Annotated in this window: 16 protein-coding genes; 13 read left to right on the top strand and 3 right to left on the bottom strand. The window is 72.8% G+C overall.

From position 1 onward, the window contains the following. Window positions 1-16 precede the first annotated feature (16 nt). Window positions 17-688: a response regulator transcription factor gene (locus tag ACZ42A_RS25985; RefSeq protein WP_468529882.1), complete on the top strand. Its 672-nt coding sequence runs from the start codon at window positions 17-19 to the stop codon at window positions 686-688. Between the two features lie 100 nt (window positions 689-788). Continuing rightward, entirely contained in the window at window positions 789-1,421 is a 633-nt protein-coding gene (locus tag ACZ42A_RS25980; RefSeq protein WP_468529665.1) for an AAA family ATPase, read from the top strand. 62 nt (window positions 1,422-1,483) lie between these two features. On the opposite strand, the gene ACZ42A_RS25975 is transcribed toward ACZ42A_RS25980, so the two are convergent. Further along, the gene (locus ACZ42A_RS25975) at window positions 1,484-2,587 is read right to left on the bottom strand and encodes a DUF5937 family protein (RefSeq protein ID WP_468529664.1); all 1,104 of its coding nucleotides are present in this window, start codon (window positions 2,585-2,587) and stop codon (window positions 1,484-1,486) included. Between the two features lie 166 nt (window positions 2,588-2,753). Between ACZ42A_RS25975 and ACZ42A_RS25970 the strand changes: the two genes are divergently transcribed. Then, entirely contained in the window at window positions 2,754-2,963 is a 210-nt protein-coding gene (locus ACZ42A_RS25970) for a hypothetical protein (protein WP_468529663.1), read from the top strand. Here the strand turns inward: ACZ42A_RS25970 and ACZ42A_RS25965 are convergent. Beyond that, complete coding sequence (locus ACZ42A_RS25965) at window positions 2,960-4,219, bottom strand: threonine aldolase family protein (protein ID WP_468529662.1); 1,260 nt, start codon at window positions 4,217-4,219, stop codon at window positions 2,960-2,962. The genes ACZ42A_RS25970 and ACZ42A_RS25965 overlap by 4 nt on opposite strands. A 181-nt stretch (window positions 4,220-4,400) precedes the next feature. Between ACZ42A_RS25965 and ACZ42A_RS25960 the strand changes: the two genes are divergently transcribed. The 10 genes from ACZ42A_RS25960 (at window position 4,401) to ACZ42A_RS25915 (ending at window position 12,656) form a co-directional block, all read left to right on the top strand. Then, the gene (locus ACZ42A_RS25960; protein WP_468529661.1) at window positions 4,401-5,333 is read left to right on the top strand and encodes a Rossmann-like and DUF2520 domain-containing protein; all 933 of its coding nucleotides are present in this window, start codon (window positions 4,401-4,403) and stop codon (window positions 5,331-5,333) included. An 86-nt stretch (window positions 5,334-5,419) separates the two neighbouring features. Continuing rightward, window positions 5,420-6,340 carry a pantoate--beta-alanine ligase gene (gene panC / locus ACZ42A_RS25955; protein ID WP_468529881.1) on the top strand — a complete coding sequence of 307 codons (921 nt, stop codon included), beginning with the start codon at window positions 5,420-5,422 and terminating at the stop codon, window positions 6,338-6,340. Then, entirely contained in the window at window positions 6,337-8,067 is a 1,731-nt protein-coding gene (locus ACZ42A_RS25950; protein WP_468529660.1) for an L-aspartate oxidase, read from the top strand. The genes panC and ACZ42A_RS25950 overlap by 4 nt, the downstream gene beginning before the upstream one ends. A gap of 5 nt (window positions 8,068-8,072) precedes the next feature. After that, window positions 8,073-9,050: a carboxylating nicotinate-nucleotide diphosphorylase gene (nadC, locus tag ACZ42A_RS25945; protein ID WP_468529659.1), complete on the top strand. Its 978-nt coding sequence runs from the start codon at window positions 8,073-8,075 to the stop codon at window positions 9,048-9,050. 16 nt (window positions 9,051-9,066) lie between these two features. After that, complete coding sequence (locus ACZ42A_RS25940; protein WP_468529658.1) at window positions 9,067-9,864, top strand: type III pantothenate kinase; 798 nt, start codon at window positions 9,067-9,069, stop codon at window positions 9,862-9,864. A 149-nt stretch (window positions 9,865-10,013) separates the two neighbouring features. After that, the gene (locus tag ACZ42A_RS25935; protein ID WP_468529880.1) at window positions 10,014-10,661 is read left to right on the top strand and encodes a hypothetical protein; all 648 of its coding nucleotides are present in this window, start codon (window positions 10,014-10,016) and stop codon (window positions 10,659-10,661) included. Between the two features lie 54 nt (window positions 10,662-10,715). After that, complete coding sequence (locus tag ACZ42A_RS25930) at window positions 10,716-10,907, top strand: hypothetical protein (protein WP_468529657.1); 192 nt, start codon at window positions 10,716-10,718, stop codon at window positions 10,905-10,907. A 165-nt stretch (window positions 10,908-11,072) separates the two neighbouring features. Continuing rightward, a complete protein-coding gene (locus tag ACZ42A_RS25925) occupies window positions 11,073-11,516 on the top strand; it encodes a BlaI/MecI/CopY family transcriptional regulator (RefSeq protein ID WP_468529656.1) in 444 nt (147 codons plus the stop codon). A gap of 9 nt (window positions 11,517-11,525) precedes the next feature. Next, a complete protein-coding gene (locus ACZ42A_RS25920) occupies window positions 11,526-12,098 on the top strand; it encodes an amino-acid N-acetyltransferase (protein ID WP_468529655.1) in 573 nt (190 codons plus the stop codon). Between the two features lie 222 nt (window positions 12,099-12,320). Beyond that, window positions 12,321-12,656, top strand: a complete 336-nt coding sequence (locus ACZ42A_RS25915; RefSeq protein ID WP_468529654.1) for a histone-like nucleoid-structuring protein Lsr2 — start codon at window positions 12,321-12,323, stop codon at window positions 12,654-12,656. Here ACZ42A_RS25915 and ACZ42A_RS25910 read toward each other — a convergent pair. Beyond that, window positions 12,635-13,405 (bottom strand): SCO3374 family protein, encoded by a 771-nt coding sequence (locus tag ACZ42A_RS25910; protein ID WP_468529653.1) that lies wholly within the window; start codon window positions 13,403-13,405, stop codon window positions 12,635-12,637. The two genes, ACZ42A_RS25915 and ACZ42A_RS25910, sit on opposite strands and share 22 nt — an antisense overlap. Window positions 13,406-13,524: the final 119 nt, after the last annotated feature.

Raw genomic sequence — 13,524 nt, 5'->3', positions numbered from 1 at the left:
CACGGAAGAGGCCCCGATGACGATCCGCGTGATGCTCGTCGACGACCAGGTGCTGCTGCGCACCGGGTTCCGGATGGTGCTCGCCGCCCAGCCGGACATGGAGGTCGTCGCCGAGGCGGGCGACGGCGTCGAGGCCCTCCAGGTGGTGCGCTCGACCGCCGTCGACGTGGTGCTGATGGACGTACGGATGCCCAAGCTGGACGGTGTGGAGGCCACCCGCCGGATCTGCGCGGAGCCGAACCCGCCGAAGGTGCTGATCCTGACCACCTTCGACCTCGACGAGTACGCGTTCTCCGGGCTGAAGGCGGGCGCCTCCGGGTTCATGCTCAAGGACGTGCCGCCCGGTGAGCTGCTCGCCGCGATCCGCGCGGTGCACAGCGGCGACGCCGTGGTGGCCCCGTCGACCACCCGGCGGCTCCTCGACCGGTTCGCGCCGATGCTGCCCAGCACCGGCAAGGAGCCGCAGCACAAGGAGCTGGAGCGGCTCACCGACCGGGAGCGAGAGGTCATGGTGCTGGTCGCGCAGGGCCTGTCCAACGGTGAGATCGCCGCCCGGCTGGTGCTGTCCGAGGCGACCGTGAAGACCCACGTGGGCCGCATCCTGACCAAGCTCGGGCTGCGGGACCGGGTGCAGGTCGTCGTCCTGGCGTACGAGACGGGTCTGGTGCGGGCGGGCGGACACGGCTGATGGTGCCGATCGCGGAAACGGTCGACGGCGCCGACCGGCGGACACGGCTGATCGCTCCGACCGGCTGACGGCCTCCCGGGCCGTCGGTAGGGTCCTGCGCATGCTCCTGTGGATCAACGGCCCCTTCGGGGGCGGCAAGACACAGACCGCACACGAGATACAGCGCCGCCTGCCCGGCAGCGTCATCTGCGACCCCGAGCACGCCGGCTTCGGCCTGCGCCGCATGCTGCCCCCCGAACTGCGCGGGAACTTCCAGGACCTGGCGTCCTGGCGGCAGGGCGTCGTCGAGGTCCTCGACCTCGCCCTGACCCGGCACGACGGCGTGGTCATCGTGCCCATGACCGTCACCGACTCCGGCTACTTCGCCGAGACCGTCGGACGGCTGCGCGAACTGGACCATGACGTACGGCACTTCACCCTGCTCGCGGAACGCGAGACCGTCCTCGCGCGGCTGCGCGAGCGGGGCTTCGGGCACCTGCTCCGGTTCATCGCCGGGAAGAACGCCGGGCTGCGCCGCGAGAGCTGGGCCGTCCAGCAGCTCGACCACTGTCTGGAGCGGCTGCGCGAACCGGAGTTCGCCGAGCATCTGTGGACGGACCACTCGACCGTGCCGAAGACGGCCGACCGGATCGCCGTCCTGGCCGGGCTGACCCTCCGCCCCAACCACGAGGGGCACGTCCGGACCCGGCTGCGGCAGGCGCGGGTGGGGATCCGGCACATCCGCTTCGACTGAACCGGGCGGCGGCCCCGGGCGGCGGGTCGGCGCTCGACCGACCGGGGCGGCGGCCCGCGCGGTCAGCGCAGGACGCCCTCGATGAAGTCGCTGCCCAGCCGGGCCACCGCCGAGAGATCCAGCTGGTGCTGCGCATAGCGGCCACGGCGGCGCGTGCTGATCAGCCCGGCCTTCTTCAGCACGCTCAGATGCCGGGATATCTCGGGCGCCGACATGCCGTGCGCGTCGGCCAGCTCGCCGGTGGTGTGCGGGGCGCGGGCGAGATGGCGGCACAGCCGCATCCGCACCGGATGCGCGAGCGCCTCCAGCCGGCGGGTGAGCTGTTCCACGGAAGGCGCCTGCGGCGCGGAGCCGCTGACCGGATAGGTGATGGCCGGCTGCCAGCCGTACCGGTGCAGGACCATCACGTGCGGCCAGCCCAGGCTCGTCGGGACCAGCACCAGGCCGCCGTCGCTCGTGGCGGTGCGGCCCTCGATCAGCTTGTCGACCGTGATGAGCCTGGCCTCCTCGTCCAGCGACACCGCCGAGGAGACCGCCGTCAGGGCGGCGCCGAGGCCCTTGCGGCGCAGCAGCTCCGTCTTGTGCCGCGCGTCGGCGGCCAGCTGCGGCTGGACCCGGGCCCAGACGTCCGCGAAGAAGGCCTCCTCGCAGTCCTGCATCAGCTGCCGGAACCAGGCGCGCACGGCCGGCGGGTCCTGGAGCAGCCGCCGGGTGAACCGCTCCTGGACACAGCCCCGCGCGGCGGCCATCTCCAGCGCGCGCCGGCGCACCGCCTCGTCCTCCAGCGGGCCGGCGCTCTGCGTGTCGTAGCTGATCTGGCAGGTGAACTCGAGCGCCGCGTGGACGAACTGCTCGTCCGTCAGCTTGTCCAGCAGGTCCAGTTCCTCGGTGAGGGTGGCGCCCGGCAGCGTGGGGGAGCCGGGGATGCCGGCGAACGGGGCGAAGACGTCGGAGAAGGTGGTGCGCCACAGGAAGTCCGCCTCGCACAGGCGGTCCGCGAGACCGGGGTCCAACTGCGAGGAGACCGCCGTCGCCCAGCCCTGGAGCCCGGGGTGGTGCCCGGGCTCGCTGAGCGCGTGCAGGGCCATGCCGAGCTCGGCCAGCGGCGACGGCACGAAGGAGATCCGCTCCCGCGGCAGCCCGGTGATGTCGATGCTCACGCTCATGACCCCATGGTGCACCCGGCCACCGACAGCGCCCTCGTCGTTTGACGGGTGCCGTCAACTGGCGGGACGGGCCGACGCGTCCGGTCGCACGCTGGAGGAACCGGGGCAGCCGCGGAGCCTTCCGGAATCCCCTGTGTCCCCGACGTTCCCGAAGAGGCGATCCGCCATGAGCATCACCCAGCAGTACCTCCTCGACGCCTACCGCGCCCACCGCCTCGGCGAGCCCGCCCCGCCGCAGCCCGGCGCCCACGACTGGCAGGTCGTGCGCGAATGGCGCGACCGCCGGGAGTTCCAGGCCGTCCTGTCCGGCCGCCCCGCGCGGGGACGCGTCCGGCGGACCCTGGGCCGCCGGCTGCGGCTGCGGCTGCGGTTCTAGCCGCCCGCGCGGGCCGCCTCCTCGGCCAGCCGGACCGCGAAGTCCGCGACCGCGGACCGTACGTCGTCCGCGCTCCACTCGAGGCCGGCGGCGCGGACGCAGACCTCTGTGCAGGCCAGACCCGGGCCCTTGCGGTCCCAGCCGTAGGGGAAGAGGACCGTCCCGGTCTCCTCGGCCGTGCGGACCGCGGCCTCGGTGACCACATCGGCGTCGTACGGCAGCCACACCTGGAACTCGTGGGTGTGCGGCACCTCCGGGTGCACGCGCGCCCACGGCAGACCGGCCGCCGCGAAGCCCTCCCGGAGCGCGGCGGCCACCACGCGCGCGTGGCGCACGTACTCCGGCAGCCGGAGCAGCTCACGCTCCAGCCCGGCGAGCGCCGACAGCGCCGTGGGGAACTGCTGGAACAGCGTGCCGCCATAGCGGTGCCGCCAGGTCTTCGCCTCCTCCACAAGCGTCCTCGGGCCCGCCAGCGCGGCGCCGCCGAAGCCGTTGAGCGACTTGTAGAACGACACGTACACGCTGTCCGCGAGGCCCGCTATCTCCTCCAGGGGGCGGCCGAAGTGGACCGTCGACTCCCACAGGCGCGCGCCGTCGAAGTGCACCACCGCCTCGCGCTCGCGCGCCGCCTCCACGACCTCGGTCAGCTCCTCCCAGGACGGCAGCAGGAAACCGGCGTCCCTGAGGGGCAGCTCCAGCATCAGGGTGCCGAACGGCTCCTCCAGGGTGCGCACCTCGTCGGCGGTCGGCAGCCGCGGCTCGCTCGTCACGTGGACCGGGCGCAACCCGCTGACCTGGCTGAACGCATGGCGTTCATGCACCTCCGGGTGGGCGAGCGGGTGCAGGGCGACGACCGGGTTCCCGGTGCGGCCCGCCCAGCATCGCAGGGCCACCTGCTGGGCCATCGTGCCGGTCGGGAAGAAGGCGGCGGCCTCGGTGCCGAGCAGCCCGGCCACCTTCTCCTCCAGGGCCTCGACGACGCCGTTGCCGTACATGTCCGCCGGCTCGTCCAGGTCGTACAGCTCGGACGCCGTGTCCAGCACCGCCAGGCGCTCGCGGAGCGTGAGCATGAAGCTGGGGCGCGCGAGAATGCGCTGCGCGCTCCGAGACGCGCTGATGCGCCGCTCTCGGCGCTGCTTGCGCTGTTCGTCCTCGGACAAGGGTTCCGGTGCGTTCTCGTGCTCGGACAAGGGGTCCGGTGCGTACTCGTCCTCGGACAACGGTTCCGGTGCGTTCTGTTCGGCCGAATCACTCATGCCGGTGATCATCGCGTGCGGTCTCCGCGTGGGCACTCGCTTTTCCCACAGCCCCGTCGGGGAACCTCGGACAGAAACCCACAGCCTGTGGACAACCGAACGCCCCTCGAACCGATCGCGTTAACATGACGAGAAATCGTCCGGTACCCCGAGCGGACTGGAACGGGAAGGCCGCCGTCGCGTGAGTACAAGCCAACAGCCAGATCCCAGGGACCGCCCCGCGCGGCTCACCGTCGGCGTCGTCGGCGCCGGCCGCGTGGGCCCGGCGCTCGCCGCGTCCCTCCAGCTCGCCGGGCACCGCCCGGTGGCCGTCTCCGCGGTCTCCGACGCCTCCAAGCGCCGCGCCGCGCTGCTGCTGCCCGACGTGCCGGTGGTCCCGCCCGCCGAGGTGCTGGAGCGCTCCGACCTGGTGCTGCTCACCGTCCCCGACGACACCCTGCCGGGACTCGTGTCCGGCCTCGCCGAGACCGGCGCCGTACGGCCCGGCCAGCTGCTCGTGCACACCTCCGGACGGTACGGCGCGAAGGTCCTGGACCCCGCCCTGCGCGCGGGCGCCCTGCCGCTGGCCCTGCACCCGGCGATGACCTTCACCGGCACCCCCGTGGACGTCCAGCGGCTCGCCGGCTGCTCCTTCGGGGTCACCGCCCCCGAGGAGCTGCGCCTGGCGGCGGAGGCCCTCGTCATCGAGATGGGCGGCGAGCCCGAGTGGATCGCCGAGCAGAACCGGCCGCTCTACCACGCGGCCCTCGCGCTCGGCGCCAACCACCTGGTCACCCTGGTCGCCCAGTCCCTGGAGCTGCTGCGCGCGGCCGGCGTCCAGGCCCCCGACCGGATGCTCGGCCCGCTGCTCGGTGCCGCCCTGGACAACGCCCTGCGCTCCGGCGACGCCGCCCTGACCGGCCCCGTCGCGCGCGGGGACGCGGGCACCGTCGCGGCGCACATCGCCGAACTGCGCGCCCACGCCCCGCAGACCGTCGCCGGCTATCTGGCGATGGCCCGCGCGACCGCCGACCGGGCGCTCGCTCACGGCCTGCTGAAGCCGGAACTCGCCGAAGACCTGCTGGGCGTGCTCGCCGACGGCGCGGCGCTGCCCGAGAACGGGGGAGACCAATGAGCCGCGACTTCGAACTCGTCCCCACCCTGGACGACCTCGGCTACGTCCTGGACCACTTCTCGGTGCCCGGCCGCACCGCCGTCGTGATGACCATGGGGGCGCTGCACGAGGGGCACGCCACGCTGATCCGCACCGCGCGGGAGCACGTCGGCCGCGACGGCTACGTCGTCGTCACCGTCTTCGTGAACCCGCTCCAGTTCGGCGCGGGCGAGGACCTGGACCGCTATCCGCGCACCCTGGAAGCCGACCTGAAGACCGCCGAGCAGGCGGGCGCGGACATCGTGTTCGCGCCGTCCGTCGACGAGATGTACCCGGACGGCAAGCCCGAGATCACCCTCCGCGCGGGAGCCATGGGGGAGCGCCTGGAGGGCGCCTCGCGTCCCGGCCACTTCGACGGCATGCTCACCGTCGTCGCCAAGCTGCTCCACCTCACCCGCCCCGACGTCGCGTTCTTCGGCCAGAAGGACGCCCAGCAGCTGGCCCTGATCCGGCGGATGGTGCGGGACCTGAACTTTCCCGTCGAGATCGTCGGCGTGCCGACCGTCCGCGAGGAGGACGGCCTGGCCCTGTCCAGCCGCAACCGCTACCTGTCCCCCCAGGAGCGGCGCACCGCCCTCGCGCTGTCCCGCGCGCTGTTCGCGGCGCAGGACCGGCACGTGGCGCTGGAGGCACTGCGCGCGCGGGCGCGTGAAGTGCCCTCCACGCGGGCGCGGGCTGAGGCGCTGAGCGCCATAGGGGAGTCCCGCGCGGCGGCCGACGCGCACGCCGTCGCCAAGGCCGTCCCCGGCGGCCCGGCGGAGGTCCGCGGGGCGGCCCGGCTGGTCCTCGACGAGGCCGCCCGCCTCGACCCGCCGCTGGTCCTCGACTACCTCGCCCTGGTCGACCCCGCCGACTTCACGGAGGTCGCGGACGACTTCACCGGCGAGGCCGTCCTCGCCGTCGCGGCCAGGGTCGGCGCGACCCGGCTGATCGACAACGTCACCCTCACCTTCGGAGCCGCCTCGTGACCAGCACAGGCATACGACTGCACGCGCCCGCTCCGGGCTGGTCCATCGACGCGGACGTGGTGGTCGTCGGCTCCGGCGTGGCCGGCCTGACCGCGGCCCTGCGCTGCGAGGCCGCCGGCCTGAACACGGTCGTCGTCACCAAGGCCCGCCTCGACGACGGCTCCACCCGCTGGGCCCAGGGCGGCATCGCCGCGGCCCTCGGGGAGGGCGACAGCCCCGAGCAGCACCTCGACGACACCCTGGTGGCGGGCGCGGGCCTGTGCGACGAGGAGGCCGTGCGGATCCTCGTCACCGAGGGCCCCGACGCCGTACGCCGGCTCATCCAGACCGGCGCCCAGTTCGACGAGTCCGACGAAGGCGGCCTCGCGCTCACCCGCGAGGGCGGCCACCACCGCCGCCGGATCGCCCACGCGGGCGGCGACGCGACCGGCGCGGAGATCTCCCGCGCGCTGGTCGAGGCGGTGCGCGCGCGGGGCGTGCGCGCCATCGAGAACGCCCTCGTCCTCGACCTCCTCACGGACGGCGACGGCCGTACGGCGGGCGTGACCCTGCACGTCATGGGCGAGGGTCAGCACGACGGCGTGGGCGCCGTGCACGCCCCCGCGGTGGTCCTCGCCACCGGCGGCATGGGCCAGGTCTTCTCCGCCACCACCAACCCCTCGGTCTCCACCGGCGACGGCGTGGCCCTCGCGCTCCGCGCGGGTGCCGAGGTCAGCGACCTGGAGTTCGTCCAGTTCCACCCGACCGTGCTGTTCCTCGGCCCCGACGCGGAGGGCCAGCAGCCCCTGGTCTCCGAGGCGGTCCGCGGCGAGGGCGCCCACCTGGTCGACGCCGACGGCGTGCGCTTCATGGCCGGCCAGCACGAACTCGCCGAACTCGCCCCCCGGGACATCGTCGCCAAGGGGATCATGCGGCGGATGCAGGAGCAGGACGCCGAGCACATGTTCCTCGACGCCCGGCACTTCGGCGCCGAGATGTGGGAGCAGCGCTTCCCCACGATCCTCGCCGCCTGCCGCGCCAACGGCATCGACCCGGTCCACGAGCCCATCCCGATCGCCCCGGCCGCCCACTACGCCTCCGGCGGCGTGCGCACCGACTCCCACGGCCGGACCACCGTCCCCGGTCTGTACGCGTGCGGCGAGGTCGCCTGCACCGGCGTGCACGGCGCGAACCGGCTCGCCTCGAACAGCCTCCTCGAAGGCCTGGTCTACGCCGAGCGCATCGCCGCCGACATCGCCGCGACCCACGCGGAAAGCGGCCTCCACGCGCGCGTGCCCGAACCGGTGCCCTACCCGGAGGTGCCCGCCCACCCGCTGCAGGTCCCCGAGGCCCGCTTCGCGATCCAGCGGATCATGACCGAGGGCGCGGGCGTGCTGCGCTCCGCCGACTCCCTCGCCAAGGCCGCCGACCGGCTCCAGCAGCTGCACACCGAGGCCCGCGACGCGCTCACCGAGAACGGCAAGACCGCCGAGCCCGGCGTCGACACCTGGGAGGCCACCAACCTGCTGTGCGTCGCCCGCGTGCTGGTCGCCGCCGCCCGGCTGCGCGAGGAGACCCGCGGCTGCCACTGGCGCGAGGACCACGCCGACCGTGACGACACCGCGTGGCGCCGCCACATCGTCGTACGGCTGAACCCCGACCGCACCCTCGCCGTGCACACCACGGACACCGCAGACTTTCCCCCGACCCGGCCGAACCCCCCGGCGCACCGTCCCCAGGAGCAGTGAGAGCAGTGAGCACCCCCGATCTTCCCCTCGCCAGCGACGGCGGCTGCGGCGACGGCTGCGCCTGCGGCGCGGACACCGACGAGGCGTACCTGGAGTGCGGCCTCGACCCCGCGCTCGCCCAGCTCCTGGCCGACGCCGGACTCGACCCCGTGGAGGTCGAGGACATCGCCAACGTCGCCATCCAGGAGGACCTGGCGGGCGGCGTGGACGTGACGACGGTCGCGACCATCCCCGAGGACGCGGTGGCCACCGCCGACTTCGTCGCCCGCGAGGCGGGCGTCGTGGCGGGCCTCCGGGTCGCCGAGGCGGTCATGTCGATCGTCTGCGAGGACGAGTTCGAGGTGGAGCGCCACGTCGAGGACGGCGACCGCGTGGAGGCGGGCCAGAAGCTGCTCTCCATCACCACCCGGACCCGCGACCTGCTCACCGCCGAGCGCAGCGCCCTCAACCTGCTGTGCCGCCTCTCCGGCATCGCCACCGCAACGCGCGCGTGGGCGGACGTTCTGGAGGGTACGAAGGCACGCGTGCGTGACACCCGTAAGACGACCCCCGGCCTGCGCTCGCTGGAGAAGTACGCGGTCCGCTGCGGCGGCGGCGTGAACCACCGCATGTCGCTGTCCGACGCGGCCCTCGTCAAGGACAACCACGTGGTCGCCGCGGGCGGCGTCGCCGAGGCCTTCCAGGCCGTCCGGGAACGCTTCCCCGACATCCCCATCGAGGTCGAGGTCGACACCCTGCACCAGCTGCGCGAGGTCGTCGACGCGGGCGCCGACCTGATCCTGCTGGACAACTTCACGCCGATCGAGTGCGAGGAGGCGGTGGCCATCGTGAACGGCCGCGCCGCGCTGGAGGCCTCCGGCCGGCTCACCCTGGCGAACGCCAGGGCGTACGCGGACACGGGCGTCGACTACCTCGCCGTGGGAGCCCTGACCCACTCCTCGCCGATCCTCGACATCGGCCTGGACCTGCGAGCGGCGGAGTAGGAGACGGGGACCGGCCATGCTGCTGACGATCGACGTGGGCAACACGCACACCGTGCTCGGCCTGTTCGACGGTGAGGACATCGTCGAACACTGGCGCATCTCCACCGACGCCCGCCGCACCGCGGACGAGATGGCGGTGCTGCTCCAGGGCCTGATGGGCATGCACCCGCTCCTCGGGGAGGAACTGGGCGACGGCATCGACGGCATCGCGATCTGCGCGACCGTGCCGTCCGTCCTGCACGAGCTGCGCGAGGTGACCCGCCGCTACTACGGCGACGTACCGGCCGTCCTCGTCGAACCGGGCGTCAAGACGGGCGTGCCGATCCTCACCGACAACCCCAAGGAGGTCGGCGCGGACCGCATCATCAACGCGGTCGCCGCGGTCGAGCTCTACGGCGGCCCCGCGATCGTCGTCGACTTCGGTACGGCGACGACGTTCGACGCGGTGTCCGCGCGCGGGGAGTACGTCGGCGGAGTCATCGCCCCCGGCATCGAGATCTCGGTCGAGGCACTGGGCGTCAAGGGCGCGCAGCTGCGGAAGATCGAGGTGGCGCGGCCGCGGAGCGTGATCGGCAAGAACACCGTCGAGGCGATGCAGGCGGGCATCGTGTACGGGTTCGCCGGGCAGGTGGACGGGGTGGTCAACCGGATGGCCCGGGAGCTGGCGGACGACCCGGACGATGTGACGGTCATCGCCACGGGTGGGCTGGCGCCGATGGTGCTGGGTGAGTCGTCCGTGATCGACGAGCACGAGCCGTGGCTGACGTTGATCGGGCTGCGGATGGTGTACGAGCGGAACGTGTCGCGTATGTAGCCGCGCGGGGCGTCGCGGCCGGCCGGGGGTGGGCGCGGCTTGAGCGATACGGGTGGCTCCCACGCGCCACACCGGATCTTGGGTGCGAAGTTTGTCTGATTAGCGCGTATCGTCGCCGCATGCCCACGCCCTACGGATCCCGCGGCGGCATGGCGTTCGGTGTGGAGGAGCTGCGTGTGCTCCGCCGTGCTCTCGCCCTCGCCCTTCACCCCGGCCAGGCCTCGGCCGAGGACGTCCAGGACTGCCTTCACCTCGCCGACTCGCTCGACGAGGCGATGCGCGAGGGCGCCCGCCTGCGGGCCTTCCTGGTGGCCGACCTCGTCCGCTACCGCGCCGCCCTCCCCGGCACCGCGGCCGGCTACCTCACACTCCTGGAGGAGGCCCTGAGCGCCGGCCACCGCCCCACCCCCGACGACCTCGCCGCGCTGCGCGCCCTGCGCGGCAACCCCGCCGCCGCTGCCCTCCTCGACCGCTGTCAGGCCCTCGCCGAGCAGGACGTCCGGGCTCGCCTGGCCCGCCGTGCCGCCCAGGTGCCCCGGCCCAACCCCCTGCTCCCGGCGTCCCGCACCCGCTTGCTCGCCCTGCCCGGCGGCCGCTGCGCCGACGAGGCCCCCGCGCGGGAGCCCGAGAAGAAGCCCGCGGAGAAACCCGCCGAGAAGCCGGCCCAGCCGACCCCCGCTCCGGGCACGCCCCGGCAGCCCAGCCGCCGTCCCATCCCCACCCCCGGCGAGGTCTTCCCCCGCCGCAAGCCGCCCCAGCCCTCGGCGAACCCGCCGCGGCAGCTGGTCGCCGGCTGACGGGACGCGGCACCCCGCCCCGGGCGCCCCCGCGCGCGCGACTACCCTGGAGTCATGGACTACGTCTCCGCGCTCCTGCCCCCGGCCGTCATGGCCGTGTTCTTCATCAGCGTGATCCGGGTGATCGTGAAGTCCCAGGGCGGGGCCAACAAGGCCAAGGAGGACGCGGCCGTCGACGCCGCGCTCGCGCGCGCGGAGAGCGCCCGCCCGTCCTCCTCGAGCACGTCTTCGTCCACCGACGCCTGAGCGGCCGTCCCGGCGCCGCGCGCCCTGCCTTCCCACGCCCGCACCCGCGGGCGTCCTTTTTGCTCCCGTTTGCAGAGAAAGGGCCCGTCCGGCACGCCATTGCCGAGATCTCCCACTATTGTTCAAGCTGTGCCTCGCCCATTGGGAGAACTCGAAGACGCGGTCATGACGCGGGTGTGGAAGTGGAACCGCCCGGTGACCGTTCGAGAAGTCCTGGAAGACCTTCAGCGAGAACGGTCCATCGCCTACACCACGGTGATGACCGTTTTGGACAATCTCCATCAGAAGGGCTGGGTCCGCCGCGAGGCGGAAGGCCGGGCCTATCGCTATGAGGCGGTCTCCACCCGCGCCGCCTACGCCGCCGCCCTGATGAACGACGCCTGGTCGCAGAGCGACAACCCCGCCGCCGCACTCGTCGCCTTCTTCGGCATGATGAGCGAGGAACAGCGCCAGGCCCTGCGGGATGCCATGCGCGTCGTCCAGGGCCCGGAAACACCCGAACCCGAACCGGAACGGCAACCACAAGCCGAAGCCCGGACGGAACCGGAAGCCGGAGCAGAACCCCAAGCGGAGAACCCCGGCTCGGCATCGGAGCGCGACGGGCGATAGCGTCCGCACATGTCAGCAGAGAGGCCCACCGCCGAGAACCCGGCGGAGAACCGAGCGGAGAACCCCGAAGTCACCGCTAAAGCCATCACCGTCCGACGGGCCCGGACCAGCGATGTCCCCGCCGTGCGCCGACTCCTTGACGCGTACGTCCGCCACGGCATCCTGCTCGACAAAGCGACGGTCACGCTTTACGAGGACATCCAGGAGTTCTGGGTCGCGGAACGTGACGACAACGCCGAGGTCGTCGGCTGTGGCGCACTGCACGTGATGTGGGAAGACCTCGCGGAAGTGCGCACTCTCGCGGTGAAGCCCGGCCTCAAGGGCGCCGGCGTCGGTCACCAGTTGCTGGAGAAGTTGCTCCAGACCGCGCGCTGGCTCGGCGTTCGCCGGGTTTTCTGCCTCACCTTCGAAGTGGACTTCTTCGGCCGGCACGGCTTCGTGGAGATCGGCGAGACGCCGGTCGACACCGATGTCTACGCGGAGCTGCTGCGTTCCTATGACGAGGGCGTCGCGGAGTTCCTGGGTCTCGAACGAGTGAAACCGAACACCTTGGGCAACAGCCGGATGCTTCTGCATCTGTGATCGTCGTTATTCCGTCGCGGCGACCCTGCCCGGGTTCCCTATGTCCGAAACGCGCACCTTTCCGGGCCAGGGCCGGGCTGTGAGCCTCTCCCAGGGGTTTGTGTTTTTCCAGCAAAAGCGGTTTGCTTTCCGACGTACTGCAGTACTGCATATAACAGGGGGCGGCGAAACGGCGGACGCCGCGGACCCCAGGTCCTCACGTTATCGATGAAAGGAAATCCGGTGGCACAGAAGGTTCAGGTCCTTCTTGTCGACGACCTCGACGGCGGCGAGGCGGACGAGACGGTGACGTTCGCGCTGGACGGTAAGACGTACGAGATCGATCTCACGACCGCCAATGCGGACAAGCTTCGCAGCCTTCTCGAGCCCTATGTGAAGGGTGGTCGTCGTACCGGAGGCCGCGCTTCGGGCGGGCGTGGAAAGGCGCGGGCCGCTTCCGGCGGCAGCCAGGACACGGCCGCGATCCGCGCCTGGGCGAAGGAGAACGGTTACGAGGTCAACGACCGCGGCCGTGTTCCGGCGTCCATTCGCGAGGCCTACGAGAAGGCCAACGGCTGAGCGCACGCGCGTCGCAGCCGGATGCGGTGGCACTGCGTCGCCATCGTGTCCACGACACGTACGAGATCGGGGGCGCCCCCACCGCCCCCCAGGGCCGACAGCGTCGGCAGCGAGGCCTCGACCTCGCGCCCCGGCTCGGGGGGCCGCACCCACACGGCGGCCCCCTGCACACAGCTGGCGGCAACCGGGGGTCCATCCCCGGCCCACGGTGCGGCAACCGGCGGACCGCCCTCCGTCCACGGCGCGGGAACCGGCTGACCGTCCCCCGCCCACGGCGCGGTCGCCCCGGGCCCCGCGGTCATCCCGGACCCACTGAGCGGCCACCGCGCGCCCACGCCCCGCGGCGGCTCCGGAGCCTCCATGACCTCGCCCTCACCGAGGGCCGTCAGGTCGAGGTCCAGCGAGCCCCACTCCAGCCAGTCGAGCAGCCCGGGCAGCTCCCGCGCGCTGCCCGGGGCCACCAGCAGCCGCATCCGGTCGCCCTGGACGGCCACCGGAGAGCCCGGCGCCAGGTGCCGCAGGGCCGGGAGCCCCGCGGCGACCGGCACGTCCAGCACGTCGAAACGCGGGCCGACCAGCAGCCGTACCGGCGCACCGGGCACCGCGCCGGGCACTGTGGGCCAGCCCAGGTCGTTCTCGTACCAGCCCCGGAGCGGGTCGCTCGCGTCGAGCGGACGGCGGGGGAGCGGGACGGCGACGGAGGGAGCGTGGGCCGATGCGGGCATCGGGTGCGGGGCGGCGCCAACCATGCCAAGTGCAACCTCCGAAAAGCCGTCCGGGTTACGCTGGGTGCCCTTGTGAATGCGCAGAGTGTCAAAAAAGGGGGCGCGTGGGGGTGCGCGGAGGCGCAAGGTTGTTCGCCCGTAGC

The sequence above is a fragment of the Streptomyces sp. NPDC030838 genome (assembly GCF_055572035.1).
This window is presented reverse-complemented; position numbering and strand designations above follow the sequence as displayed.